This is a genomic window from Agrobacterium sp. CFBP2214 (assembly GCF_030209895.1).
In the GTDB taxonomy this organism is placed as follows: domain Bacteria; phylum Pseudomonadota; class Alphaproteobacteria; order Rhizobiales; family Rhizobiaceae; genus Agrobacterium; species Agrobacterium radiobacter.
The window spans coordinates 284,154-309,288 of the sequence record NZ_JARVRC010000004.1; the positions used below are offsets into that span (position 1 = coordinate 284,154).

The following is a 25,135-nucleotide window of genomic DNA, read 5'->3' on the forward strand; positions in this document are numbered from 1 at the left end:
CCCTTCGAGGATCGTGACATGACATGCAAACTCTCCCTCGCAACGCTTGACGAAGCCAGAAAAACGGCGGCGGTTCCGGCCTATTCCCGGACCGATCTTTCAGCCGGCATCGTGCATTTCGGCGTTGGCAATTTCCACCGCGCGCATCAGGCGGTTTATCTGGATGACCTCTTCAACACGGGTGCGGACCATGACTTCGCCATCATCGGTGCGGGTGTTTTGCCCTCCGATGCGGTGATGCGTGAGAAACTTGCCGCGCAGGATTTCCTGACCACTGTTGTGGAGCAGGACAATAACCGCACCGGTGCGCGTGTTACCGGGCCGATGATCGACATTCTGCAAGTTGGCGATACGCAGCGCATCATCGATACGCTCGCCGATCCGAAAATCCGCATCGTTTCGATGACGATTACCGAAGGCGGTTATTTCATCGACGCTTCCGGTTCCTTCAATCCGCAGCACCCGGCAATTGCCGAAGACGGGCACAACCCGGCGACGCCGAAAACCGTGTTCGGCTTCATCGTCGCCGGGCTGAAGGCGCGGCGCGACAGGGGGCTTCAACCCTTTACCGTCATGTCCTGCGACAACATTCCCCATAATGGCAAGGTCACCAAAAACGCGGTGGTCGGGCTCGCGGCTCTCTCCGATCCTGCTTTCGCCAACTGGATCGGCGAAAACGTCGCTTTCCCCAATTCCATGGTCGACCGCATCACGCCCGCCACCGGCGAACGCGAACGCAATATTGCCCGTGACGATTTCGGCATCGACGACAACTGGCCGGTCTTCTGCGAGGAGTTCAAGCAATGGGTGATGGAGGATAATTTCCCTGCCGGTCGCCCGGCGCTCGAAAAGGCTGGCGTGCAGTTCGTCAAGGATGTCGCGCCTTACGAGCACATGAAAATCCGCATCCTCAACGGCGGCCATGCGGCAATCGCTTATCCGGCCGCGCTGCTCGACATTCATTTCGTGCATGAGGCGATGGAGCATCCGCTGATCCGGGCATTTCTGGCAAAGCTGGAAAAGGAAGAGATCATCCCGGTCATTCCGCCGGTTCCCGACACGAATCTCGCCGACTATTTCGGCCTGATCGAGCGGCGTTTCCTCAACCCGAAGATCGGCGACACCATTCCGCGTCTGGCGCAGGACGGATCCAACCGTCAGCCGAAATTCATCCTGCCATCCACCGCCGACCGTCTGGCGCGCAGCGAGGATATCATAGGCCTTTCGCTGGTTTCGGCTCTGTGGTGCCGTTATTTCTACGGCACCACCGACAGCGGCAAGCAAATCACCTTCAACGATGCCAGCGCCGAGCGTCTGCAGGCGGCGGCCATCAAGGCCAAGGATGATCCGATGGCCTTCCTCGCACTCGACGATATTTTCGGGGAGGTTGCCGAATCGGAGCTTTTCCGTAAACGCTTTGCCCATGCATTGAAGACGTTGTGGCGCGAAGGCACGGCGAAGACCTTGCAGCTTTATCTGGATGACAAGCTGGCTGAAAAGTGACCACGAGATGGAAGACGAGACCGCGCCCCTTTTGATTTTCGATTGCGACGGCGTTCTCGTCGACAGCGAGCCGGTCTCCATCTCCGTCCTTCTCGACATGCTCTCCCATCTCGGCGTGACGATGGGAGAGGAAGAGGCCTATGAGCGCTTTCTCGGCCGCAGCGTCGCCAGCATGACGGCGACGCTGTTTGAGGACTACGGCGTCGAGACGGACATCGATTTTCTTGATCATATGCGCGCGACGCTGTTCGAACGTTTCCGCACTGAGCTTCGGCCGATTGATGGTATTGGCGAAACACTGGACAGGCTGTTGCCGCTTCGGCGTTGCGTCGCTTCCTCAAGCCAGCCGGAGCGCATCCGTTATTCGCTGGGACTGTCCGGCCTGATCGACAAATTCGAACCGCATGTCTTCAGCGCCACCATGGTGAAGAACGGCAAGCCGGCGCCTGATCTTTTCCTGCATGCGGCGCGCGAAATGGGCGCTGATCCGCGTCACTGCATCGTGATCGAGGACAGCCCGGCGGGCATTGCTGCCGCAAAGGCCGCCGGCATGGGCGTTTTTGCTTTTACCGGCGGTTCGCATGCCCGCTTTCCCGCATTCCGCGAAAAGATCGCCGGGCTTGGGGCGGATGCCGTGTTTGACGCGATGCCGGATTTGGTCCAACTTGTCGGCAATTATGTGGGGAAGGGCGGTTTTGACAGGCGGGCGGAACGCGATGCAGGCTGAGCGGGACTCTGCCTGCTGCCGTCCGGAGGTCGTTGCGCAAGGGATGGAATTGCAGTCTTGATGCGTCAAAATCTCGTCGCTGTCGATGTCGGCACCGCCAGCGCCCGGGCCGGCATTTTCGATCCGGCCGGCCGGCTGCTTGCCCGCTCCACCCATCCCATCCTGATGCAAAGGCCGCAGGAAAACCACGCCGAACACGATTCCACCGATATATGGAACGCCGTCTGCATCGTGGTGAAGGCAGCGCTTGCCGAGGCAGGTGTTTCGCCGCAAAGCATCGCCGCCATCGGTTTTGACGCCACCTGCTCGCTCGTTATCCGTGATGGGCGGGGTGAGCCCGTTTCGGTTTCCGTTGCCGGTGAAGACCGGTTCGACACCATCGTCTGGCTCGATCACCGGGCGATAGGTGAGGCCGACCGGCTGACGGCATCCGGCCACCGGGTGCTGGATTTCGCCGGCAACAGCGTCTCGCCGGAAATGCAGATACCGAAGCTGATGTGGCTGAAACAGCATATGCCGGCCAGCTGGTCGCGCATGTCCTTCGCCTTCGATCTGGCGGATTTCCTGACATGGAAGGCGACCGGCTCAGCGCAGCGTTCAAATTGCACGCAGACGGCGAAGTGGAATTTCCTGGCACAGGAAAATCCCGGCTGGCAGGCGGATTATCTTGAACTGGCGGGCCTTGCCGACCTGAAGGAGCGGGCAGGCCTTCCCGAAACCACCGTGATGCCGGGGGAAAGCATCGGCCCGCTTTCGCCCGAAGCTGCCGCCGAGCTCGGTCTCGATACCGGCTGTGAGGTGGCGGCGGGCATGATCGACGCCTATGCCGGCGCGCTTGGCGCGCTTGGCGGCTGCCTGTCTGCAGATGTCGGCCGGCATGTGGCCCTGATCGCCGGGACTTCGAGCTGCCTTGTCGCCATGTCGGAGCGGCAGATGCCCGGCCACAGCCTCTGGGGGCCCTATTGGCAGGCGATCCTGCCCGGGCACTGGCTGGTGGAAGGCGGGCAATCAGCCACCGGTGCGCTGCTCGACCATATCGTGCGCATGCATGCGGCAGGCGGTGAGCCGGATACGGCGCTGCATGCGCGCATCGTTGCGCGGGTAACGGAGTTGCGCGCGCTTGAGGGTGAGGCCTTCGCCGAGCGGCTGCATGTGCTGCCGGATTTCCACGGCAACCGCTCGCCGCTTGCCGATCCACATGCCGTCGGCGTTATCAGCGGGCTGACTTTGGATACGTCTTTCGACAGTCTCTGCCGTCTTTACTGGCGCACCGCCGTGGCCATTGCGCTTGGCGCCCGCCATGTGCTCGATGCGATGGAGCGTTTCGGTTATGCGGTGGAAAGCCTGCATGTCACCGGCGGACATGTGAAGAACCCGCTGCTGATGGAGCTTTATGCCGATGTGACGGGCAAGCGCATCGTGGTTCCCGCAACCGCCGACGCGGTGCTTCTCGGAACGGCAATGACGGCGGCGACGGCTGGCGGGGTGCATGCGAGCCTTGCGGCCGCCGGGGCCGCCATGTATCCGGGCAATGCGGAAATATCAGGCAACCGGGCGCTCGCCCCCCGTTATGAGCGGGATTATCGTCGTTTCCTCGCCATGTACCGGCATCGGCAGGAACTGGAGAGCCTTTGATTTTCTGAAGGAAAATACAAGGCCGAGTGGGTGCCGCGCGTTTCTTCTCCCCGCCGGGGAGAAGGTGGCCCGAAGGGCCGGATGAGGGGGAACGCGAGCGATGAACGCACTCTAGCCCCCTCATCCCGCTGCCGCGGACTTCTCCCCGGCGGGGAGAAGAAACGAGCGGCAACCGCTCGATCCATATGCTGCCGCTGCTGTTAGCCGCAATCAACCACGCAGCGAGCGTTTCAGGGCGGTTAGGTTCTTTGCCCTTGCCCTGCCGCTATCATCAGCGTTGGCGCCAAGCGCACAGAGGGTGAATTCCAGCAGGGAAACCAGTTGAAGCAGGCCCTGGCCGCCATTCTGCGCCTGCGGCATGGCAAGACAGAGATCGGTGCTTTCGGGGCCCCATTCATAAAAGCGTGTGGTGATCAGCAATGTCCTGTAGCCGCTCTTGCGCGCCATTGCCGACAGGCGCTGCAGCGGCGACAGGCTGCCGCCGCAATCCATGATGACGAGCAGGGTGTGAGCGGGGTCGAAATCCCACAGGGCGACATAGGCCGCGCTGTCGCTGCCGAGATAATGGATGTGGCCTCGGCTCTCCAGAAGCCGCCCGTAAAAATGACGCCCGGCGTCGAGACCTTCCGGGGAGGTTGCCAGAAAGACATCGCCCGCCGTGGCGATCTCGTTCATGGCAAGCCGCCAGATCGACTGGGTCGTCATGTCGAAGGCGGTCTGGATGGCCTGGATCTGCTGGGACAGAAGCTGCGAAAACGGGTTGGACTGGCGTTCGCCGCCTTCTGCCGTTGCTGGCTGGTCCACACCGGCGGTTTCTTCGGCATGGCGCAGATCGGCGCGGATATCGCTGAATTGCCGGTATCCCAGCGAACGCAGGAAACGTCCGACCGTCATCGGGCTGAGACTGAGCTTGGCGGCCAGTGTCTGCGCCGTCTCGAACGGCAATTCGTCCAGATGTTCGATCAGATATTTAGCGATCTTGCGCTCGGAAGGCGTCCCTGCCTTCATGGCGCGTGTAAGGTTCAACAGCAGCTTTTCCACCAACGCCTCATTCTTTTATCTTTATTGAACGATGATGCATGCGCGCGCGCAAACGAGCGTGCGAACCGCAATTTGACGGTGGGGGATAGCTTCTCCGGCCTTGTCCTCCACCGGACCGGTATGCGAATTATAATAGATAGATTATTATATTTTAGAGATACCTTTTATTCAAGAGAAATTCCATCTGCGGTTTAAATCCAGACATCTGGCGCCTTTCCGTCCGTCTTGCAGAGCGGGCGGGCAGCGCTTATCTCTCGCCTGATAAGAGTGTTTCAATGCTAAAGGCGTCGAGGAGTTCCGAATGATTTTTGATGCGGCGAGGCTTGCCTTTCACAATCTCTTTGCCGCCGAAACCCGGTCAGTGTTCTGGAAGGTTCTGGGGCTCACGCTTCTCGTGCTGGCGGCGCTCTGGTTCGCTATTCGCTCGATCTTCATTTATTTCGCCCTGCCGTGGGTGGATACGCTGATACCCGGCGTGCCTGACTGGGCGGGCTGGCTGAGCTTCGTTTTCGCCATTTTCGCCGGAATAGGCCTTGCACTGGCGCTTGCGCTGCTCATCTCGCCGGTCACCGCCGTCATTGCCGGCCTGTTTCTCGATGATGTCGCCGAAGTGGTTGAAAAAAAGAGCTATCCGAACGATCCGCCCGGCGAGGCGATGCCGATCGGCGAGGCCGTGCTGTCGTCCATCAAGTTTTTTGGTGTCGTCATTGCCGGCAACCTCGTCGCGCTGTTGCTGCTTCTGGTGCCGGGCGTCAACCTCATCGCGTTTTTCCTGGTGAACGGTTATCTGCTCGGCCGGGAATTCTTCGAATTTGCGGCGATGCGTTTCCGAACACCCCTGGAAGCTAGGCAGTTCCGCTCAAAACACCGCGCCACCGTCTTCATGGCCGGGCTGGTGATCGCGGCCTTTCTGGCGGTGCCGTTCCTCAATCTGTTGACGCCGCTTTTTGCCGCCTCGATGATGGTGCATCTGCACAAGGCCGTCAGCCGGCGCGATCCCTCACTCGCCGCCGGCCGCACCGAACAGCTGCGCGGGTAGTTCCACCAGCGGCGCCGGAATATCGAAGGTCTTTTCCGGCGACTTGCAGATATCGGCAATCACGCAGCGCTCGCATTCCGGCTTGCGCGCCTTGCAGCAATAACGCCCGTGCAGGATCAGCCAGTGATGGGCGTGGAACAGATATTGTTCGGGAATGATGCGGATCAGCCGGTCTTCAACCTCGTCAGGGGTTTTGCCCGGCGCAAGACAGAGCCGGTTGGCAATGCGGAAGACGTGGGTATCCACTGCAAGGGTGGGCACGCCGAAGGCCATGGACATCACCACATTGGCCGTCTTGCGGCCGACACCAGGCAGGGTCACCAGTTCCTCGCGGGTTTTCGGCACCTCGCCGCCGAAATTGTCGATCAGGATCTGCGACAGGGCAATGACGTTTTTGGCCTTGTTGCGGTAAAGTCCGATGGTCTTGATATAGCCGATCAGCTGTTCCTCGCCGAGCGCCAGCATTTTTTCCGGCGTATCGGCCACCTTGAACAGCGCGCGCGTGGCGCGGTTCACGCCCACATCGGTCGCCTGTGCGGAAAGCGCCACGGCCACCAGCAGGGTGAAGGGATTGGTATGTTCCAGCTCGCCTTTCGGCTCCGGCCGCTGAATGGAAAAGCGGCGAAAGATTTCGGTCAGCTCATCCTTCGAATAGGCTGTTTTCACCCGCGCCGGCTTGCGGGCGGATGCCGGATTTGACTTTTTCAATGTTTGGGTGCTGGATCGTTTTTTGGCGATTGTCATGGTCTATCTATAGCCAGCCCGCCCAAAGGAAAGCAACGTGGATACGCTCAACGACCAGCCGATTTTCGCGGCGGAACTCGTTCCGCACCGTTCGCTTGGCAGAAGGGGTTTCCGGCTGCTCCTGCTTGTCTCCGGTCTGGCCTGCCTTGTCTATGGCGGCTTTTTCCTCGCCACCGGGGCATGGCCCGTCGGCCTCTTCTTCGGGCTGGATTTTCTGCTGCTTTATGTCGCCTTCCGCGCTAATTACCGGGCCGCGAAGGCGCGGGAAGAGGTCAGCGTTTCGCACACCAGCCTGTCGATCCGCAAATTTTCTCCGGCCGGGCGTATGGTGGAGCATCGCTTCAACCCCTTCTGGGCGCGCTTCAGGGTCAGGCGGCATGACGAGATCGGCATCGTCTCCATGCATGTGACGGGCGAAGGCCGGGCGACCGATATCGGGTCGTTTCTCAATCCCGATGACCGTGAAAGCTTCGCCAAGGCTTTCGGCGGTGCGTTGGCGACCGTCAGGCGGCGGATGTGAGGGGATGCTCTGCCGCCCTCATCCCCGTGCTTGTCACAGGGATCCAGCCAGCCCAAGTCCCTGGGCTGAAAGAACTCCTCCTGCCACGCGGACGCGTGTATGCTGGATTCCTGTGACGGGCACAGGAATGAGGGTGAGTGCGTGTTCGGGCTAACGAACATTCCTTGCGTATCGTGATGCCGCGCAAGAAACGGGTGGAGACGAAGTCGCTTTAATGGTTTTCTCTTACCCGTTAGGAGATTTGCGATGAACGCCAATATTACGCTGAACGAAGACATTACCCCCATCGGATCGGACTACGACACGGTGCGCGGGGTCATCGAGCTTTTGACGCTGGATTATCGCGAGCAGCCTTCCCTCGAAGCCATTGCCGCAGAGCTCGGCCAGTCGCCGACGCAATTGCAGAAGACCTTCACCCGTTGGGCCGGTCTGTCGCCCAAGGCCTTTTTGCAGGCCGTGACGCTCGATCATGCCAAGCGGCTGTTGCGCGAAGAGGATCTGCCGCTGCTGGAAACCTCGATTGAGGTCGGCATGTCGGGGCCGGGACGCCTGCACGATCTGTTCGTGACCCATGAAGCCATGTCACCCGGCGAATGGAAGGCCAAGGGCGGCGGGCTGACGATCCGTTACGGGTTTCACGCCTCGCCCTTCGGCCTTGCGCTGGTCATGGTGACTGATCGTGGCCTTGCCGGCTGCGCCTTTGCCGATCCGGGCGAGGAAAGAGCCTGTTTCGAAGATATGGCCGGCCGTTGGCCGAATGCTGACTATGTCGAGGATCGCGAAGCGACCGCGCCCTATGCTGCCCGCATCTTCGATCCGTCCATGTGGTCGGCGGACAGGCCGCTGCGCGTCGTGCTGCTCGGCACGGATTTTCAGGTGCGGGTCTGGGAAAGTCTTCTCAAAATCCCGATGGGCCGCGCCGTCACCTATTCGCACATCGCCTGCGATATCGGTCAGCCCACGGCTTCCCGCGCCGTGGGTGCAGCAGTCGGCGCCAATCCGGTGTCCTTCGTCGTTCCCTGCCACCGTGCCGTCGGCAAAAGCGGGGCGCTGACGGGTTATCACTGGGGCCTGACCCGCAAGCGGGCGATGCTCGGCTGGGAAACGGGGAAGGTGTGAGTTTGGTCGACCGTTCGAGCCCCGCAACAAAACGCACTAAAGAAGATGCGTTGCCGGAGAGTTCGTTACTGCAGAAGAGATCGGCGTTGTTTTGAGCAAATATGCCAAGGCATGAAATGCCCGGAGTTCTCGCGTATCGTCATCCTCGGCCCTGTGCCGAGGATCTAATCACGTAGAATAAAATCAATCGGTTGCAGATCCTCGGGACAAGCCCGAGGATGACGGTGGAGGTTGGATGACTGCCCGAGAATGGCCCGACGAGGCTTAAACCAATTCCATCAACGCCCGGGCCGCTGCCTCGTCCGTTATCAGCGTATTGCACCCGATGCGCTTGATCGTGGCGCGGATGGCGATGGCGCGGTGGGCGCCGCCGGAGGCCAGCACGATGTGTTTGGCCTTGCGCAGCGTATCGAGATCGATGGCCATGGCGCGCTGATTGATCGGGTGATCGACGGAGCGGCCTTCCGCATCGATGAAGTTGAACATGGTGTCGCAGACGCAGCCGGCGTCGATGAGTTCCTGCAGCGTCGCCTTGGAAATGAAACCCTCCGACAGCGAGGTCGAATGCGGGCCGATATCGCCGCAGGAGACGATGGCGAGGTCGAGCGTTTCGGCCAGATCATAAAGCGTCGCCAGCCCGCATTTTTCGATCAGCGCCCGTTTGGTCTCGACGGAATCCACCAAAAGCGGCGCGAGGAACATGTAACATTCCGCCCCGAGCGCGCTTGCCAGCCGCCAGGTGTAATCGAGCGGGTTGGTCTGGTGCACGGCGACGATACCGCCGAGCAGCGAGACGACCTTGCAGTTTTCCCGGCGCGGCGGGCGGAAGCTGGAAAGCGAAGCGGTCATGGTGCGGCCCCAGCCGACGCCGATGGTGGCGCCGTTCGGCACCGCTTCGGAGAGAAATTGCCCGAGCGCCAGACCCACGGCCTTGGCCGTGCCCTCGACGCTTGCTTTATCGGGGGAGGGAATGATGACGGCCTCATCCAGCCCGTAAGCCGCCTCCAGCCGGCCGGCCAGTTCAACGAAATCCTCGATGCCCTCGTTGATCCAGATCTGCACCTCGGAGCGCTTCATCGCCTCGTCCAGAAGGCGGATGACGGTGGAGCGGCTAATGCCGAGCTTCTCGGCGACGTCTTTCTGCGTCATGCCCTGATTATAATAAAGCCATGCGGCGCGCAGCCTCAGCGAAGCCGCTTCCGAATAGGCCGTATGGGTTTCTCTTCTCAGTTTCGCCACGGTTTCCGCCATTCTTTATGTCGGCGGAGTATCGCAGGCGTGAAACTTATGTCAATTGCGATGCGCAAATGTCTTGACTTTGGGCCGTGCCGCTTGCGATAGTCGGAGCCGGACAAACCGCGATTTCGGCCTTGGGCGCACCCATGGTGCGGGAACGAAAAGACGGGTGAGCAAGTTTTCAAGAGATCATGAAGGATCATTCGATATGACGTCCAAACTCGAACAACTTCGCGCCATCACCACGGTTGTTGCCGACACCGGCGATATCGAGGCGGTTGCGCGCCTGAAGCCGGTGGATTGCACCACCAATCCCACCATCGTTCTGAAAGCACTCGGCACGCCTGCCTTTGCGGATGCGGTGAAGGAAGCCGTCGCATGGGGCAAGAAGCAGGGCGGCCAGTCCGACGCCGTTGTTGCCGCCGTTGCCGATCGTCTGGCCATTTCTGTCGGTGCGGCGCTTGCCGGCCTCGTTCCGGGCCGCGTTTCGACCGAAGTCGATGCCGACCTTTCCTTCGATACGGAAGCCTCCATCACCAAGGCGCGCCACATCATCGCGGCCTACAAGGAGCGCGGCATCGAGCGTGAACGCATCCTCATCAAGCTTGCCTCCACCTGGGAAGGCATCAAGGCTGCCGAAGTGCTGCAGTCCGAAGGCATTGACTGCAATCTGACGCTCCTGTTCTCGCAGGCCCAGGCGATTGCCTGCGCCGAAGCCAAGGTGTTCCTCATCTCGCCCTTCGTTGGCCGTATCCTTGACTGGTACAAGAAGTCGACCGGCGAGAACTACACCGCCGAGACCGATCCGGGTGTCGTCTCGGTGCGCAGCATCTACAACTATTACAAGGCCAATGGCATCAGCACCGTCGTCATGGGTGCGTCCTTCCGCAATGTCGGCGAAATCGAAGCGCTGGCCGGTTGCGACCGCCTGACGATCAGCCCGGCGCTGCTGGAAGAGCTGGACAAGGACAGCGGCAAGCTGGAGCGCAAGCTTTCGGCTGACAACGTCAAGGCAGAGCCGCTGCAGTCGCTCGACGAGAAGGCATTCCGCTGGGCGCTCAACGAAGACGCGATGGCCACGGAAAAGCTCTCGGAAGGCATCCGTTTGTTCGCCAAGGATCTGGTGACGCTGCGCGAGATGGTCCGCAAGGAGCTGACGCTGGCTGCGGCCTGATACAAAAAAGGGGGAACCATCCACGTTCCCCCGACGTTTAAGAGATATAATCTCCAGTCACTCAAAACGCGATCGGGTCCCTGCCGGTCGCGTTTTTTTGTGCGTTTCAGGAATTTCCGTTTCCGGTCGCCACTTCGGAAATCCGCTTTGCCGCCTCGCGGATCAGTGCTTCGCAGGCCTCACGTGTCGGCGCCTTGCCGCCAAGCGGTGTGATATAGGGGCAGGTGATGACGGCGAGCGCCGTGCCATCGAGCGTCAGCACCGGCGCGGAAATATTGCGCACGCCGGCGGTCTGAAGGCTGTCCATGGATTCGAAACCGTTTTTGCGCACCTCCGCCAGCCGCTCGGCGAGGGAGGGCGGCACGGTTTCGCCGCTGCCGCGCACCTGCTCGGTTATCATGATCTCACGTTGCGCCTCGGTCTGGAAGGCCAAGAGCACATGGCCGGAGCCGGTGTGGAACAGACTCATCTGCGCGCCGACCCGCATGGACATGGCCCAATAGGTGGCGGATTCCTGCTGGGCGATGACGACGACGCTGCCGCGGTCATAAACGGCCAGATGACAGGCCTGCTCAGCGCTGGCCGAAAAATCGCGCATGACAGGTGCGGCAAAAGAGACCAGCCGGCGTATCGGTGCATGGAAATGCGCCAGCCCGAACATCTTCAGCGTCAGCGAAAACCGGTCGCCGTCAAGTCGCTGCACGTAGCCGCGGCGCACCAGCCGGTCCAGCATGCGATAAAGCTCGTTCGGGCTTTTACCGATAGACTTGGCGATCTCAATCTGCGTCAGCCCGCCATCGGTGCGGGCCAGAAGCTCGAGAATGTCGAGACCCTTGTCGAGGGCGGGAGCGCGATATCTTTCGCTGTCGTCGTCGGTCATCTGGCCTCGATGTGTTTTCTATGAGTGCCCGGTGGAGGCGCCATAAAATATGGTTGCCCGATACCCGACATCCGCGCAAGTTTGCTTGACGCCATATGAATACCGCGTTTACATATGAATTGTCGATCCATATTTGAGATCATCGAAATTCAGCGGTCCGATCCCCGAAGGGCGGGCGCGCCTTAGCGGGAGGCTATTCATGGTGCAGGATTTTAACGGCCGGACAGTGGTGATCACCGCCGCCGGTCAGGGTATCGGCCGGGCGACGGCGGAGCGGTTCATCTCGCTCGGCGCGCGCGTCATCGCCACTGATATCAACGAGCAGGCGCTTTCCACCCTCAAGGGCGCGGAAACCCGAGTTCTGAACGTGCTTGATGGCGATGGCGTCAAGGATTTCGCCGCCGATATCGGCCATGCGGATGTGCTGTTCAACTGCGCCGGCTTCGTTCATTCCGGCACCATTCTGGACTGCGAAGAGAAGGACTGGGACTTCTCCTTCGATCTCAACGCCAAGGCCATGTATCGTACCTGCCGCGCCTTCCTGCCCGGCATGCTGGAAAAGGGCAAGGGCGCGATCGTCAACATGTCCTCGGTTGCATCAAGCGTGAAGGGCGTGCCGAACCGTTTCGCCTATACCGCTTCGAAAGCGGCCGTGGTGGGCCTGACAAAGGCGATTGCCGCCGATTTCGTCACCAAGGGCATTCGTTGCAACGCCATCTGCCCCGGCACGGTCGACAGCCCGTCCTTGCATGACCGCCTGCGCGCCACCGGCAATTACGAACAGGCTCTGGCCGATTTCATCGCCCGCCAGCCGATGGGCCGTATCGCCACACCGGAAGAAATCGCGGCGCTCGTCACCTATCTTGCTTCTGATGAGGCAGGCTTCACCACCGGCCAGATCCATGTGATCGATGGCGGCTGGACTGGCTGAATTCCGTTACGGGAGAGAGGAGAGGCGACCGGCGTAAAACCCGGTCGCCTTTTTTCATTCAGACGACGGCGCTTCCGGCCATCAGTGCAAGCACGAGGAAGACCAGGAAGATCACCACGGCGATGAAGAACAGGATACGGGCCACGCCCGCCGCGGCTGCCGAAATGCCGGTAAAGCCGAACACGCCTGCGATCAAAGAAATGACAAAGAAAATAAGAGCCCACTTCAGCATGGTGCTTCCCCTTTTGCATAATTTTCCCGAGCCCGCCGCCCCGCGACTGGCTCAGTAAAATGACGCGCAAAAGGGGAAAATGTTCCACACGCCCGCAAAAATCGTTGTTTTAGAAGCCTGTTTCCCCCGCCGCGTCGATCCGCCGGGCCTTCCAGGTGGTGCGGATGAAGGTGGCAACGAAAGCAAGGCTCATGAACATGACGATGGTGGGGGCCGGCGCACTGTCGATCAGGAAGCTCAGCCATATGCCCGAAAGCGATGAGGCGACCGCCACCGCCATGGCCACCAGCAGCATGGCGGAAAAACGCCGGGTCAGCAGGAAGGCGATTGCGCCCGGCGCGACAAGCATCGCGACCGAGAGGATGATGCCCACCGCCTTCAGCGCGCCAACCACGGTCAGCGACAGAACCATCAGCAGGCCGTAATGCAGGATACGCACCGGCAGGCCGATGGCTTTGGCGTGCTGCGCATCGAAGGCGTTGACCAGCAGGTCCTTGCGCAGGATACCGAGAAACAGCGTGGCGAAAAGCGCGATCAGGCCCGTCTCCAGCATGTCTGAGGGCGCAATGCCGAGCATGTCGCCGAAGAGGATGTGATCGAGATGCACGTCGCTCTGCACCTTCACATAAAGCACCAGCCCCAGCCCGAACATGCCGGAAAAGACGATGCCGAGCACCGTGTCTTCCTTGATGCGGCTGTTTTCCTTGATGAAACCGGTGCCGAGCGCACAGATCATGCCGGCGATGAACGCGCCGATGGAAAGCGGGATGCCGACAATATAGGCCACCACCACGCCGGGCAGCACGGCGTGGGAAACCGCATCGCCCATCAGCGACCAGCCCTTCAGCACCAGAAAACAGGAGAGCATCGCCATCGGCACCGCGATCATCAGCGTGATCACGAAGGCATATTGCATGAAGGGCAATTGAAACGGCAGGATGGCGAGTTCGAGATAGTCGCTCATGGCGTTTCCTCCAGCGCCTTGCGGGCCTTGGCCCTGGAAGCGAGAAGCCCGTGTTTGGGCGCAAAAACGAAGGCGGCAAGGAAGATTGCCGTCTGCAGCACGACGATGACGCCGCCGGTCGCACCATCGAGGAAATAGCTGAGGTAAGCACCGACGAAGCTGGTGGCCGCGCCGATGATCAGGCTCATCAGGATCAGTCGCTCGAAACGGTCGGTCAGGAGATAGGCGGTGGCGCCCGGCGTCACCACCATGGCAACGACGAGGAAGGCCCCGACCGTCTGAAGGGCGGCAACCGTGGAGGCGGCCAGCAGGGTGAAGAAGATCACCTTCAGCACTTCCGGTTTCAGCCCCACGGTGCGGGCGTGGTTCTCATCGAAGAACACCACCATGAAGTCACGCCATTTCAGCGCCAGCACGATGAGGCTGATACCGCCGATCAGCGCCAGCTGGATCGTGTCTTCGGTGGTGATCGCGAGAATATTGCCGAGCACGATGGTCTGGATATTCACCGAGGTGGGCGAGAGCGACACCATGAACAGCCCGAGCCCGAAAAACGAGGTAAAGATCAGCCCGATGATCGCGTCTTCCTTCAGCCGCGTCTTCTGGTTCAGGAACAGCATGGAGCCGGCCGCAAGCCCGCCGGAAAGGAACGCACCGAGCGAAAAGGGCAGGCCCAGCATATAGGCGCCCGCAACGCCGGGAACGATGGCATGGGAAAGAGCATCGCCGATCAGCGACCAGCCCTTCAGCATCAGATAGGCCGAGAGGAAACCGCAGACGCCGCCTACCAGCGCGCTGACCCAGATGGCGTTCAGCATATAACCATAGGTGAAGGGCTCAAGAAGGCTGTTTATCATCGACTTTTTCTTTCGGAGCCTCAGGATCGTGCCCGTTCTGGCCGTTCTTGCCGTAGATCACAAAGGGCCGCTCATCATCGGTAATGACCTTCACCCGCCGCGGATCGGCGTCGTTATGCAGGTCGGCCCCGCCAAGCACGAAGTGGCGAAGGCTGCCGCCAAAGGCCTTTTGCAGGTTCTCCTCGTTGAAGGTATCCGCCGTCTTGCCCGATGCCAGAACCGTGCCCTTGACGAAGACGGCGCGGTCACAGAATTCCGGCACGCTGCCGAGATTATGGGTGGAGACCAGCATGACCCGGCCCTCGTCTCGCAGCGCCTTCAGAAGCGTGACGATCTGCTCTTCCGTTGTCACATCGACACCGGTGAAAGGCTCGTCCAGCAGGATCACCTGACCCTCCTGCGCCAGCGCGCGGGCCAGAAACACCCGCTTCTTCTGCCCGCCCGAGAGCTCACCGATCTGGCGCTTGCGATAATCGAGCATGTTGACGCGTTTCAGCGCCTCTTCCACCATCTGGTGGTCGCGTTTCGAGGGGATGCGCAGGAAATTCATATGGCCATAACGGCCCATCATCACCACATCCTCCACCAGCACCGGAAAACTCCAGTCCACCTCCTCGGCCTGCGGTACGTAGGCGACGAGGTTTTTCCTGAGCGCTTCCTTCACCGGCAGGTCGAAGATCGAGACGGAACCGGCGGCCAAAGGCACGAAACCCATGATCGCCTTGAAAATCGTGGACTTGCCGGCGCCATTGACGCCGACAAGTGCAGTGATCGTTCCGCGGGGGATGGAAAAGCTGGCATTTCTTAATGCGGTGTGGCCGTTTCGATAGGTCACTGTCGCATTTTGAACCGTCAGGCCGCCGCCTGATTTTTTACTGCCCATTCTCATGAAGACAGCCCCTTGGCGATGGTTTCGCTCGTCACGCGCAGGAGGTCGAGATAGGTCGGAACCGGACCATCGGCTTCGCTCAGCGAATCCACATAAAGAATGCCGCCATAGGCCGCACCGGTTTCCTTGGCCACCTGCTGGGCGGGATCGGCGGAAACCGTGCTTTCGCTGAAGATGACGTTGATATTGTGCTCGCGCATGGCGTCGATCACGCCGCGAACCTGCTGCGGTGTGCCCTGGCTGTCGGCATTGACCGGCCACAGGAACAGTTCCTTCAGGCCGAAATCACGGGCGAGATAAGAAAAAGCGCCTTCGCTCGTTACCAACCAGCGCTTGTTTTCAGGCAGGACGGAAAGCGTGTCGCGGATCGGCTGCACGGTGGCCTTGATCTTGTCCGAATAGGCCTTGGCATTGGCGGCATAGACATCGGCATGGGCGGGGTCGATATCCGTCAGGCCCTTGCGGATATTTTCCACGTAGATCAAGGCGTTATCGGGCGACATCCAGGCGTGCGGATTGGGCTTTCCCTGGTATGCCCCGCCGCTGATGGCCATGGGTTTCACGCCCTCGCTCACCGTCACGCTCGGCACGCCGGAAAGGTTGACCAGGAACTTCTCGAACCACAATTCCAGATTGAGGCCGTTGCGAAGCACCAGATCGGCCTTGCGGGCTTTGAGAATATCGCGCGGCGTCGGCTGGTAATTGTGAATTTCCGCACCCGGCTTGGTGATGCTTTCCACCTCGGCCGCATCGCCCGCCACGTTGCGCGCCATATCCGCGATGATGGTGAAGGTCGTCACGACAACAGGTTTTTCCTGGGCAAGGGCCGCACCGGGGAGGAAAAGCGAGAAGGCGAAAACTGCATGCCGGATTTTTTGAAAGTTCACGGGACTCACCAGATTTTGTTGCGATTAATTCGCAATACCATCTGTTATAAAATCACCCTTGTCAACGCTATTGCAAATCATTCGCAAATTAGTGGATTTCAAGAATGTCTGAAAATGGTGCGTTTTTGCCGGCGACGCGCCAGTGGGATTAAACTTTTTTCAATGAGAAAGCGGCACTATCGCAGGGCTCGGACAGCGTGGTCCGTAGCTTGTCCCGCGTGTGTTCCTCATCCATCGAGCCACGTTTTGGGATGAGGGCGTAAGACGGGGTACTTGATGTCAGGATGTTGCGGGTGAAAGCTGTATTCGGACGAATGCGGTTTTCGCGCAAGCTCGTTATGATTGGAGGCGGGATCCTGCTTTTGGCGGGTGCGACCGGTTCTGCTGCCGTATTCATCGGCAGCGATCGGCTGCTTGGTCCATCCTACGCTTCCACCAACGGGCTCTCCTGCGACGCGGTCCAGACAGTCAACATTCGCAAGAACGGTTCTTTATGGGTCCGTAAATTCATTCGTACCCAGGGCGGTGATGGCACAGAGCGGCTGAAGACCGCACTGCGCGTCGCCCAGGCGGTTTACGACAAGCAGAAACCCGATCTGGTTCAGGTCTCCGTGCTCGACAAGAACGGTCCGCAGCTGCGCTCGGAAATGCGCGGCCGCGCCATTGCCGCACAGGTGGTTTTCATTCCGGACCTCGCCAAAATCCCTGAGGGTGCGGAGGCGCGGCGTTATTCGGCTTTTTATTACGATGGCGTGGCAAACGGCGCCGGGCAATTTTACGGGCTGCGCATCGATTTGCCGCTGGAAGATACCGAAGCGCTGGCGGCAAGCCTCAGCGATTCAGCAGATTGTGCGACCCCGGCTCTGGATGCCGGCTCTGAAGGCCACGACGCAAAACCCGCAAAGAGCGCGACGGGCCACGGCGAAACCAAGGATGATGGCGCAGGCGGCCACGGCGGCGCGCCGGCGGAAACCAAGGAAGGCGGCGCCGGTGCGGAAGCCCATGGCGAAACCCCGTCTCCCGAAGCGCATGGCGAACCCACCGCCGATGAACTTCTGACCTCGACACCGGAAGCCGATGGCGGCAGCATCTTCAGCCTGTCCTACCTGAAATCGCTGATCTTCGGAAAAGGCTCGACGACCGCACAGGCGGCGGAAGAGAAGCCGGCGACCGAAAATGCGCCCGCGGAAGAACCGGGTGCGGAGAAAAAGGCCGCAAGCCACTAAGCGGGCGAGGGCGGTTCTCGGAGAAACCTTCCGGCGACCTTGCCCCGGTCGCGTCAGATATCGGGTCCGATCCGCAGACGGCCAGCCGGATTTGGAAATTTCTTGCGCTTGTTGACGATTGCCGGAGAGAAACTCTGCGACAGGGCGGCAAAGGCGGCAATTCGGGCGATCAGCTTTTCCCGCTCACCCTTTGTCACGGCTTCGTAGCTTTTGATCTCGTCAATGTAACCCGTCAGCCATTCTTCATATTTGCCTTCGCTCCACAGACGCTCAGTCGCAAACACCGCGTCTTCCAGCCGATCATAGGCAACAAGCGTCCGTCGCCAGCGATGCTCGTCGAAATCCAGCGCGCCATTTGCAAAAAGCGATCCGACCTCGAGGCCGTAGCTCATCAGTTTTGCCGAGCGTTCCGGCGGCATGGTGAGGTTTAGCCCGCCTTCCTCCTCATTGAGGAAAACGCGGGCGATGCGCTCCCTTTGGCCGGGCATGGTGGCAAGGGATTGGTCCTGCCAGTCTTTCGCCGAACTGAGGATGCTGCCCAGGAAGCCGCTCATTTTTTCCATCTTGTGAACGGGCACGCCTATCCCTTCGCCGGCCGCCTGCGGGATAGTGACGCGCTTCATGCTGCCGGCGATGGATTTCGGCAATTCATCAAGGCTGAGGGCGAAGGTCGGACGTGACGGAAGCAGGGCGTCGAAAAGATGAATGGGAAAGTTGCTGCTGATGCCGCCATCGGAGAACCAGATTTTCGCCTTCATGACAGGCCGTGCGTCGCCGCTGATACGTCGCACGATATCCAGTGTGCCGCGATCATTGGTATAGGCCGGAATGGCCTTGAACAGGACCGGGAAACTCAGGCTCATGCGTGTTGCGATGATGACGGGCAGCTGGGCGGGCTCCGGAAAAGCCTTGAGTTCAGGAAAGGGGCCGCCCGGTGTCGCGATCTGCTTCAGCCAGTCCATCACGCCAGCGGGAAACAACTGGCTCCATTCCTTCGGGTCGTAAGCCACCATGAGATTCGTGGTCGGAAGCGTGTGCGGCCGCCGCATCGACAGGTTCGTCGTGACCATCTTCAGGTTTATGACCGGCTTCTCCGGCTCCGCACCAATGAGATCGCCGAAGGTCAGCGGCGGCGCCGTTGCGGCGTCGCTGCCGAAAGCGATGTCCTGGATCGAGGCATGCAGCCATTCCGTCAGGCCCGGAACCTCCCGATCGGAAACCGTCAGTCCTGAACAGAAGCCGAAGCCGTCCTTCGGCAACCGGTGAAAAACCAGCCACAGCATCTGGCCAAGGATGCCGGCCAGCATGCCCACCAGCCCGCCGAGAATGGACCCGGCGCAACCGCCACCCAGAGCCCACAAGATGCCGGCGCCGATGACAATGCCTGCTATGGCTGCCAGCGGAAAAGCCATGGGCAAGCCCAAAACCTTGCCCGGCCAGCCACCGGCCTGCGCCCACAGCAGATAACGCATCAGGGGGCGAAAACGGCGCTCCGGCTGGAAAAGCCTGTCCAGAATAGTGGGTATCGTGTCGCAATGGGCCTGCAGGCGGGTGAACCCGTCAGGATCTTTCCTGACTGTGCGGGAATATTCCGCCGCAGCCGCGAAAGCGGCGGCAATCGCCCCGGCCGATGTGCCGCCAATCGAGCGGAAACGGTATCGGCGCGCCAGTTCCAGAACCGCATAGGGATAAACGACACCGGAGGTGATGCCGCCCTTCATCACCACGTCGCATTCCTTTTCAGGTGTTGCGAACATATCGGGCTGGTATCTGGGAAGCTCATTCTCGGGCATGCGTATCTCCCCCGGCGGCCCTTGATCGAAAGCCGTCAAACACAATGCGAATGATGCGGAATGGGTATCACAAGTTGAGGCGATGTCGCCAGTATATTCTACTAAAAGTTATATGAATTTATTCGATCCGCTCACAGATGGCCGGATAGTTACTTGCCGTGTCTATGTATGGAGAGGAAAACCGACAGGCAAACGGAGCGAAATCTCGCCACACACTCCGGCGTCATCCTCGGGCCTGTCCCGAGGATCTGCAACGGATTGACTTTATTGGACGTGATTAGGTCCTCGGCACAGGCCCGAGGATGACGCTGAAAAAATACGTCCCCTTCGCCACCAGCGAGACAATCGGGGAGCGGCAGGCGGCCGCGAGGCCGCCCCCGGGTTTCGTCCGATCAGTCCGCCTTGTTGCGGCGGGCCGGGAAGAGGATGACGTCGCGGATCGAGGGCGCGTTGGTCAGAAGCATGATCAGACGGTCGACGCCGATGCCGAGGCCGCCGGCGGGCGGCATGCCCTGGTCGATGGCGTCGAGGAATTCGTCGTCGAGCTGCTTGTCCTTTTCGCCGCGGGCATGGGCCTGCTCCAGCTGCTCCACCATGCGGCGGCGCTGTTCTTCCGGATCGTTGAGTTCGGAGAAGGCGTTGCCCACTTCCCAGGCGTTGCAATAGCTTTCGAAACGCTCGACGAGGCGCGGTTCGCCCGGTACTTCCTTGGCAAAGGGCGAAATGTCCTTCGGGAAATGCGTGACGTGGCTCGGCTGGATCAGCGTGCCTTCCACCTTCTCTTCGAAGATGAAGGCAAGGCATTCGCCCCAGGTCCAGTCCTTCTCGACGGCAAAACCGGCGGCCTTGGCAGCAGTGCGGGCTTCTTCATCGGTCTTGATGGCGAGGAAGTCGATACCGGTCGCTTCCTTTACCGCGTCAGGCATAGGCACGCGCTTGAACGGACCCTTGAAGGAAATCGTCTGGCCCTGGAATTCAACCTCGGTCGTGCCGTGCAGGGCAATCGCCAGCGTCTCGAACAGCCGCTCCACGAGACCCATGATGTCTTCGTAGTCGGCATAGGCCCAATAGCACTCCATCATGGTGAATTCAGGATTGTGCCTTGTGGAAACGCCTTCGTTGCGGAAGTTGCGGTTGATTTCGAAGACCTTGTCGGAGAGGCCCGATACCAGCGTGCGCTTCAGGAACAGTTCCGGCGCGATGCGCAGATACATGTCCATCTTCAGCGTGTTGTGGAAGGTCTTGAACGGATCGGCCGTCGCGCCGCCATAGACGGTCTGCAGCATCGGCGTTTCCACTTCGAGGAAGCCTTCGGCTTCCATGAAACGGCGGATGCCCGACAGGATCTTCGAGCGCTGCAGGAAGCGCAGCTTGGATTCTTCGTTGGCGAGAATATCGAGATGGCGCTTGCGGTACCGCAGCTCGATGTCCGAGACGCCATGCCACTTCTCCGGCATCGGCAGCAGCGACTTGGTCAGCATGGTGATTTCTTCGGCGTTGATCGTCAGCTCGCCGCGCTTGGTGCGACGCACCTTACCGGTCACGCCGATGATGTCGCCGATGTCGATCATCGGCAGAAGATTGCGCGCCGTTTCCGGCGTCGTATCCTTGTGGCTGAAGATCTGCACCTTGCCCGAGGCATCATGGATGTCCATGAACATGCCGGAATTGCGCGAGGAATAAACGCGGCCCGCCACCGTCACCGTGTCGCCGGTTTCGACGTCGGCGTCGATATCGGCATATTTTTCCGCCAGCTCCGCATTGGTCAGCGTGCGGTGGAAATGCGCCGGGTAAACGTCGCCGATCTGCTCGCGCAGCAGCGCAAGTTTCTGGCGGCGCACTTCTGTCGCGTCGGAGGAAAGGGCGGTGGTTTCGGTTGTCTTGTCGTTCATCGTATTCGCCTTTATGGGCACATTGTTCTGTTTGCTGCTGCGGTCGCCAAATGCGCCCACACTTTCCACATCCGTCATCCTCGGGCTTGACCCGAGGATCCATTCTCCAGGCGGTACGTCGTCCTGTCGGAGCTCATCGAAACCGGCGTGGATCCTCGGGTCAAACCCGAGGATGACGACCGTTGATGAGCGGGGCCGACAATCAAAAGCCTCGCCGCTTTGTCTTACGTTCCGCTGCCAACCATCGTGGCCACAACGGCAATCGCCGCCTTCAGCCGCTGGCGCACCACGGAGCGGCCGAGCAGCGCCATACTGTCAAACAGCGGCAGCGAACGCGAAGAACCGGACATGGCGACAAAAAGCGGCGGCGTCACGACGCGCAGCTTCTTGCCGGTGCGTTCGGCGACATCGCGCAGTTCGGCCTCGATCGCTTCTACATTCCAGTCCGGCATTTTTTCCAGATCAACGGCAACGGTGGTGAGGATTTCGTGGATTTCCTCCGGCTTGCTCTTCAGGCCCGCAAAGGAGGCCGGCGTCAGGCCGGCATCGCTTGCCAACAGGAAGCCTGCAAGGTTGGGCAATTCGCCGAGCTTGGAAATGCGGCTCTGCGCAAGCTTCAGGCCTTCGGTCAGGCGTGCATTCTCCATCGCCCATTCCAGCGTGCGGGAGATGAACTCTTCCGGCGAAAGCTTTTCGCGCAGCCAGCGGCCGTTCAGCCAGTCCAGCTTCTGGATATCGAAGATGGCGCCGGCCTTGGAAAGCGCTTCCGGGTCGAACTTCGCCGCCAGCTCTTCCATGGTCAGCAGCTCTTCGCCTTCGGCGATCTGGATGAAGAACAGGCCGAGGAAGTTCATCAGCGCTTCCGGCAGGTAACCGAGAGCGGAGTAATAGGAGATCGAGGTCGGGTTCTTGCGCTTTGAAAGCTTGGACTTGTCGGCGTTGCGCATCAGCGAAAGATGCATGAACACCGGCTGCTCCCAGCCGAAATAACGATAAAGCAGAATGTGCTTGGGCACGGAAGCCAACCACTCCTCGCCGCGCGCCACATGGGTGATCTTCATCAGATGGTCGTCGATGACGTTCGCCATATGATAGGTCGGCATGCCGTCGGCCTTGACCAGTACCTGCATGTCAACCGAGTCCCACGGAATCGAGACATCGCCGTAAACGCCGTCATGGAAATCGCACGAACCTTCGGTCGGGATCTTCATGCGCACGACGTTGGCTTCGCCGGCGGCGACGCGGGCGGTCACTTCCTCGGCCTTCAGGTGGAGGCAAAGGCCGTCATATTTCGGCGGCTTGCCGGCCGCGCGCTGCGCCTCGCGCATCTGCTCAAGCCGCTCGGGCGTGCAGAAACAGCGGAAGGCATGGCCCTTTTTGAGCAGCTCTTCGGCATGGGGCCAGTACATGGCTTTGCGCTCGGACTGGCGATAGGGACCATAGGGGCCGCCGACATCCGGCCCTTCCGACCAGGTGAGGCCGGTCCAGCGCAGCGCCTCGAGCACCTTCTGCTCATATTCCAGCGTTGAGCGGGTGGCGTCGGTATCCTCGATGCGCAGGATGAACTCGCCACCGTGTTTCTTGGCGAAGAGATAGTTGAACAGCGCGATATAGGCGGTGCCGACATGGGGCTCGCCGGTGGGGGAAGGTGCAATACGGACGCGAACGCCGGAAGTGGTCATGAAATTCACTCGTCGTGACGTGGCAGTGACATGGGGGCGAAGTCGCCCTTATATCACGGAGTTTTCGTTTGAATGCGGCAGGAAATCATGCGGAAAGGCGCGTGTCACGCGCGCTTTTGCACATTCCCGTTCGGCATCGGCTTAGGCCATATTATGCCGCAGGCGTCAAGGAAATAAGGATATTTACCGTCTTGCCTCAACGCATTGCTGCGATGCAAGGATGCCGCGCTTTTCCTCGAAAAGTTTCAGGAAACCGGCCAGACGTAAAGCAGCATCGGAATGCTGGCGATGACGATCATGATCGACAGCGGCAGGCCGAGGCGCGGGTAGTCGCTGAAGCGGTAACCGCCGGGGCCCATCACCAGCGTGTTGCACTGGTGGCCGATGGGGGTGAGAAAATCGCAGCCCGCGCCGATCGCCACCGCCATCAGGAAGGCTTCCGGCCTGAAGCCGAGTGTAGTGGCGAAACCGGCGGCGATGGGGGCCATGACCAGCACGGTTGCGGCATTGTTGAGAAAGGGCGTGACCGCCATGGCGGTGAGCAGGATCATGCCGAGCGCCGCAAAGGGCGGCAATCCCTGTGCGGCATGGCCGAGCCAGGCGGCGATCAGTTCGCTCGCCCCGCTGGTGCGCAGACTGTCGCTGACGGGAATGAGGGCGGCGAGCATGACGAGGATCGGCCCGTCGATGGATTTATAGACCTCTGTGAGCGGGATCGCGCCGACGAGGATCATCAGGAAGGCGGCGGCGAAGAATGCGACCGAGACCGGCACCAGTCCGCTGCCGGCGGCGATCATGGCGGCGGCGAGCACGATGACGGGTAGCAGCGCGCGGCGCTGCACTCCAAGCAGGATTTCCCGCTGCGCCAGTGGCAAGAGCGAAAATTCCTGCAGGACCTGCGGCAGGTTCTTGCGGCTGCCCTGCAAGAGAATGACGTCCCCCGCCTGCAAAGTCAGCTCGGAGAGCCGCTGGCTGACGCGCTGGCCGCGGCGGTTGACGGCGATCAGATTGACGCCGCGCGTATAGGAGAGCGAAAGCTCGCGCGCCGAAATGCCGCTCAGCACCGATTCATTGCTGATGACCGCTTCCATGGAAATGAGATCGACGGTCTTCTGGCCGTTCTCCATCAGCGGCTTGCCTGACAGCAGCAGCTTTGCTTGCGAGACGATGCGGTCAAGCCCTTCGGGGCTGCCTTCGAGAAGCACGGTGTCCCCGGCCTTGAGCTTCACATCGGGGAAGGGGGAGATGCGTCTCGGCCCGCGCAGGATGGTGCTGGCGATGACGTCGCCATCGGCCTGTTTGAGCAATTCGCGCAGCGGCTTGTCCGCATAGGTGCTGTCGGCGGGCAGCGTCGCTTCGGCGGTATAGGCCGACTGGTCGAGAATATCCTCCACCGATGCCTGCTGGCGGTTGCGCACCGGCAGAAGGCGATAACCGAAAGTCAGGAAGATGATGCCGATGACTGTCAGTCCCGCGCCGACGGGGGTGAAGTCGAACATCGAAAAGCTCTGCCCGGTCATCTCCTCGCGCAGCCGCGAGACGACGATGTTGGGCGAGGTGCCGATCTGCGTCATCAGCCCGCCCAGAAGTGCGGCAAAGGCCATGGGCATCAGATAATAGGAAACGGGGCTGCCGGATTTGCGGGCAAACTGGAAAGCGACCGGCATCATGATGGCGAGCGCGCCGATATTCTTGATGAAGGCCGACATGACGGCGACGACGATCATCAGGAAGGCAAGCTGCAGGCTCTTGGAGTGCATTTCGGGAAAATATTTCTTGATCGTCATATCGACGATGCCGGAGCGCGCCACGGCCGAACTGACGATCAGCGCGCTGCCGACGATGATGACGATGTCATCCGAAAAACCGGAGAAAGCCTTCTCGAAAGGCACAACCCCCACCGCCACCGCCACCAGCAATGCGCTGCAGGCGACGACATCGTAACGTAACCTGTCCCAGATGAACGCGACCATCATGCCGGCGATCACGGTGAAGGCGAGGATCTGGTCGGTTGTCATGCTGCCTGTTTGCTTTCGAAGGAGAAAAACGCGCCGTCGCCGGGCGTAAGGCGAGGATGCATTGAAACGCAAGCCGCGGCTTTGAGGTTCCGGACGGAAATAAAGAGTCCGATTGGTGGAAGCCTGCTTCGCGCATAAGGCTTTGG

The 25,135-nt window shown here is 60.4% G+C and carries 22 protein-coding genes; 9 read left to right on the forward strand and 13 right to left on the reverse strand.

The annotated features are described in order from the left end of the window. The first annotated feature begins 18 nt into the window (after nt 1–18). Genes QRN60_RS13860 through QRN60_RS13870 form a run of 3 tightly spaced genes read left to right on the forward strand, consistent with a single transcriptional unit; the run spans nt 19 to nt 3,865 of the window. Nucleotides 19–1,503 carry a mannitol dehydrogenase family protein gene (locus QRN60_RS13860; RefSeq protein ID WP_107676908.1) on the forward strand — a complete coding sequence of 495 codons (1,485 nt, stop codon included), beginning with the start codon at nt 19–21 and terminating at the stop codon, nt 1,501–1,503. Nucleotides 1,504–1,510: 7 nt separating this feature from the next. Further along, nucleotides 1,511–2,230: an HAD family hydrolase gene (locus tag QRN60_RS13865; protein ID WP_111834942.1), complete on the forward strand. Its 720-nt coding sequence runs from the start codon at nt 1,511–1,513 to the stop codon at nt 2,228–2,230. Between the two features lie 60 nt (nt 2,231–2,290). Next, entirely contained in the window at nt 2,291–3,865 is a 1,575-nt protein-coding gene (locus QRN60_RS13870; RefSeq protein ID WP_162691907.1) for an FGGY-family carbohydrate kinase, read from the forward strand. 210 nt (nt 3,866–4,075) lie between these two features. Here the strand turns inward: QRN60_RS13870 and QRN60_RS13875 are convergent, their stop codons facing one another. Next, the gene (locus tag QRN60_RS13875) at nt 4,076–4,909 is read right to left on the reverse strand and encodes a MurR/RpiR family transcriptional regulator (RefSeq protein WP_111834944.1); all 834 of its coding nucleotides are present in this window, start codon (nt 4,907–4,909) and stop codon (nt 4,076–4,078) included. A 298-nt stretch (nt 4,910–5,207) separates the two neighbouring features. Between QRN60_RS13875 and QRN60_RS13880 the strand changes: the two genes are divergently transcribed. Continuing rightward, nucleotides 5,208–5,945 carry a sulfate transporter family protein gene (locus tag QRN60_RS13880; RefSeq protein WP_111791378.1) on the forward strand — a complete coding sequence of 246 codons (738 nt, stop codon included), beginning with the start codon at nt 5,208–5,210 and terminating at the stop codon, nt 5,943–5,945. Here QRN60_RS13880 and nth read toward each other — a convergent pair. Next, a complete protein-coding gene (gene nth, locus QRN60_RS13885) occupies nt 5,907–6,689 on the reverse strand; it encodes an endonuclease III (RefSeq protein ID WP_111791379.1) in 783 nt (260 codons plus the stop codon). The genes QRN60_RS13880 and nth overlap by 39 nt on opposite strands. A gap of 37 nt (nt 6,690–6,726) precedes the next feature. Between nth and QRN60_RS13890 the strand changes: the two genes are divergently transcribed. Further along, nucleotides 6,727–7,209 (forward strand): DUF2244 domain-containing protein, encoded by a 483-nt coding sequence (locus QRN60_RS13890; RefSeq protein WP_020809873.1) that lies wholly within the window; start codon nt 6,727–6,729, stop codon nt 7,207–7,209. A gap of 246 nt (nt 7,210–7,455) precedes the next feature. Next, a complete protein-coding gene (locus QRN60_RS13895; protein WP_020809874.1) occupies nt 7,456–8,328 on the forward strand; it encodes a methylated-DNA--[protein]-cysteine S-methyltransferase in 873 nt (290 codons plus the stop codon). Between the two features lie 264 nt (nt 8,329–8,592). On the opposite strand, the gene QRN60_RS13900 is transcribed toward QRN60_RS13895, so the two are convergent. After that, nucleotides 8,593–9,567, reverse strand: a complete 975-nt coding sequence (locus tag QRN60_RS13900; protein WP_003505414.1) for a sugar-binding transcriptional regulator — start codon at nt 9,565–9,567, stop codon at nt 8,593–8,595. Nucleotides 9,568–9,772: 205 nt separating this feature from the next. On the opposite strand from QRN60_RS13900, the gene tal reads away from it, so the two are divergent. Then, nucleotides 9,773–10,738 (forward strand): transaldolase, encoded by a 966-nt coding sequence (tal, locus tag QRN60_RS13905; protein ID WP_003505415.1) that lies wholly within the window; start codon nt 9,773–9,775, stop codon nt 10,736–10,738. 106 nt (nt 10,739–10,844) lie between these two features. Here tal and QRN60_RS13910 read toward each other — a convergent pair whose 3' ends face one another. Further along, entirely contained in the window at nt 10,845–11,618 is a 774-nt protein-coding gene (locus QRN60_RS13910) for an IclR family transcriptional regulator (RefSeq protein ID WP_087746748.1), read from the reverse strand. A 199-nt stretch (nt 11,619–11,817) separates the two neighbouring features. Here QRN60_RS13910 and QRN60_RS13915 point away from each other — a divergent pair, with 199 nt between their 5' ends. Beyond that, nucleotides 11,818–12,549: an SDR family oxidoreductase gene (locus QRN60_RS13915; protein ID WP_003499083.1), complete on the forward strand. Its 732-nt coding sequence runs from the start codon at nt 11,818–11,820 to the stop codon at nt 12,547–12,549. Nucleotides 12,550–12,607: 58 nt separating this feature from the next. Here QRN60_RS13915 and QRN60_RS13920 read toward each other — a convergent pair whose 3' ends face one another. From QRN60_RS13920 to QRN60_RS13940, 5 genes are all read right to left on the reverse strand, one after another. Next, entirely contained in the window at nt 12,608–12,781 is a 174-nt protein-coding gene (locus QRN60_RS13920; protein WP_003499086.1) for a DUF1328 domain-containing protein, read from the reverse strand. A 109-nt stretch (nt 12,782–12,890) separates the two neighbouring features. Continuing rightward, nucleotides 12,891–13,745, reverse strand: a complete 855-nt coding sequence (locus QRN60_RS13925; protein WP_003505418.1) for a metal ABC transporter permease — start codon at nt 13,743–13,745, stop codon at nt 12,891–12,893. Continuing rightward, nucleotides 13,742–14,602 carry a metal ABC transporter permease gene (locus tag QRN60_RS13930; RefSeq protein ID WP_003505419.1) on the reverse strand — a complete coding sequence of 287 codons (861 nt, stop codon included), beginning with the start codon at nt 14,600–14,602 and terminating at the stop codon, nt 13,742–13,744. The genes QRN60_RS13925 and QRN60_RS13930 overlap by 4 nt, the downstream gene beginning before the upstream one ends. Continuing rightward, nucleotides 14,583–15,491 carry a manganese/iron ABC transporter ATP-binding protein gene (locus QRN60_RS13935; RefSeq protein ID WP_060727311.1) on the reverse strand — a complete coding sequence of 303 codons (909 nt, stop codon included), beginning with the start codon at nt 15,489–15,491 and terminating at the stop codon, nt 14,583–14,585. Before QRN60_RS13935 ends, QRN60_RS13930 begins: the two co-directional genes overlap by 20 nt. Beyond that, on the reverse strand, nt 15,488–16,378 hold the full coding sequence (locus QRN60_RS13940; RefSeq protein WP_003505422.1) for a metal ABC transporter substrate-binding protein: 891 nt from the start codon (nt 16,376–16,378) through the stop codon (nt 15,488–15,490). Before QRN60_RS13940 ends, QRN60_RS13935 begins: the two co-directional genes overlap by 4 nt. A gap of 314 nt (nt 16,379–16,692) precedes the next feature. Here QRN60_RS13940 and QRN60_RS13945 point away from each other — a divergent pair, with 314 nt between their 5' ends. Further along, on the forward strand, nt 16,693–17,604 hold the full coding sequence (locus QRN60_RS13945; RefSeq protein ID WP_162691908.1) for a hypothetical protein: 912 nt from the start codon (nt 16,693–16,695) through the stop codon (nt 17,602–17,604). A 53-nt stretch (nt 17,605–17,657) separates the two neighbouring features. Here the strand turns inward: QRN60_RS13945 and QRN60_RS13950 are convergent, their stop codons facing one another. The 4 genes from QRN60_RS13950 to QRN60_RS13965 form a co-directional block, all read right to left on the reverse strand. Further along, nucleotides 17,658–19,361 carry a patatin-like phospholipase family protein gene (locus tag QRN60_RS13950; protein ID WP_411955849.1) on the reverse strand — a complete coding sequence of 568 codons (1,704 nt, stop codon included), beginning with the start codon at nt 19,359–19,361 and terminating at the stop codon, nt 17,658–17,660. A gap of 428 nt (nt 19,362–19,789) precedes the next feature. Continuing rightward, entirely contained in the window at nt 19,790–21,289 is a 1,500-nt protein-coding gene (gene lysS, locus QRN60_RS13955; protein ID WP_129565212.1) for a lysine--tRNA ligase, read from the reverse strand. Nucleotides 21,290–21,513: 224 nt separating this feature from the next. Next, a complete protein-coding gene (gltX, locus tag QRN60_RS13960) occupies nt 21,514–22,971 on the reverse strand; it encodes a glutamate--tRNA ligase (protein ID WP_111834949.1) in 1,458 nt (485 codons plus the stop codon). A gap of 245 nt (nt 22,972–23,216) precedes the next feature. Next, a complete protein-coding gene (locus QRN60_RS13965; RefSeq protein WP_020812091.1) occupies nt 23,217–24,989 on the reverse strand; it encodes an SLC13 family permease in 1,773 nt (590 codons plus the stop codon). Nucleotides 24,990–25,135: the final 146 nt, after the last annotated feature.

Bases quoted from the DNA above. Each gene is read 5' to 3' on its own strand.
- QRN60_RS13860 (WP_107676908.1), top strand. From the start codon at position 19: ATGACATGCAAACTCTCCCTCGCAACGCTTGACGAAGCCAGAAAAACG.
- QRN60_RS13865 (WP_111834942.1), top strand. From the start codon at position 1,511: ATGGAAGACGAGACCGCGCCCCTTTTGATTTTCGATTGCGACGGCGTT.
- QRN60_RS13870 (WP_162691907.1), top strand. From the start codon at position 2,291: ATGCGTCAAAATCTCGTCGCTGTCGATGTCGGCACCGCCAGCGCCCGG.
- QRN60_RS13880 (WP_111791378.1), top strand. From the start codon at position 5,208: ATGATTTTTGATGCGGCGAGGCTTGCCTTTCACAATCTCTTTGCCGCC.
- nth (WP_111791379.1), bottom strand. From the start codon at position 6,689: ATGACAATCGCCAAAAAACGATCCAGCACCCAAACATTGAAAAAGTCA.
- QRN60_RS13895 (WP_020809874.1), top strand. From the start codon at position 7,456: ATGAACGCCAATATTACGCTGAACGAAGACATTACCCCCATCGGATCG.
- tal (WP_003505415.1), top strand. From the start codon at position 9,773: ATGACGTCCAAACTCGAACAACTTCGCGCCATCACCACGGTTGTTGCC.
- QRN60_RS13910 (WP_087746748.1), bottom strand. From the start codon at position 11,618: ATGACCGACGACGACAGCGAAAGATATCGCGCTCCCGCCCTCGACAAG.
- QRN60_RS13915 (WP_003499083.1), top strand. From the start codon at position 11,818: ATGGTGCAGGATTTTAACGGCCGGACAGTGGTGATCACCGCCGCCGGT.
- QRN60_RS13920 (WP_003499086.1), bottom strand. From the start codon at position 12,781: ATGCTGAAGTGGGCTCTTATTTTCTTTGTCATTTCTTTGATCGCAGGC.
- QRN60_RS13925 (WP_003505418.1), bottom strand. From the start codon at position 13,745: ATGAGCGACTATCTCGAACTCGCCATCCTGCCGTTTCAATTGCCCTTC.
- QRN60_RS13930 (WP_003505419.1), bottom strand. From the start codon at position 14,602: ATGATAAACAGCCTTCTTGAGCCCTTCACCTATGGTTATATGCTGAAC.
- QRN60_RS13935 (WP_060727311.1), bottom strand. From the start codon at position 15,491: ATGAGAATGGGCAGTAAAAAATCAGGCGGCGGCCTGACGGTTCAAAAT.
- QRN60_RS13945 (WP_162691908.1), top strand. From the start codon at position 16,693: ATGCGGTTTTCGCGCAAGCTCGTTATGATTGGAGGCGGGATCCTGCTT.
- QRN60_RS13950 (WP_411955849.1), bottom strand. From the start codon at position 19,361: ATGTTCGCAACACCTGAAAAGGAATGCGACGTGGTGATGAAGGGCGGC.
- lysS (WP_129565212.1), bottom strand. From the start codon at position 21,289: ATGAACGACAAGACAACCGAAACCACCGCCCTTTCCTCCGACGCGACA.
- gltX (WP_111834949.1), bottom strand. From the start codon at position 22,971: ATGACCACTTCCGGCGTTCGCGTCCGTATTGCACCTTCCCCCACCGGC.
- QRN60_RS13965 (WP_020812091.1), bottom strand. From the start codon at position 24,989: ATGACAACCGACCAGATCCTCGCCTTCACCGTGATCGCCGGCATGATG.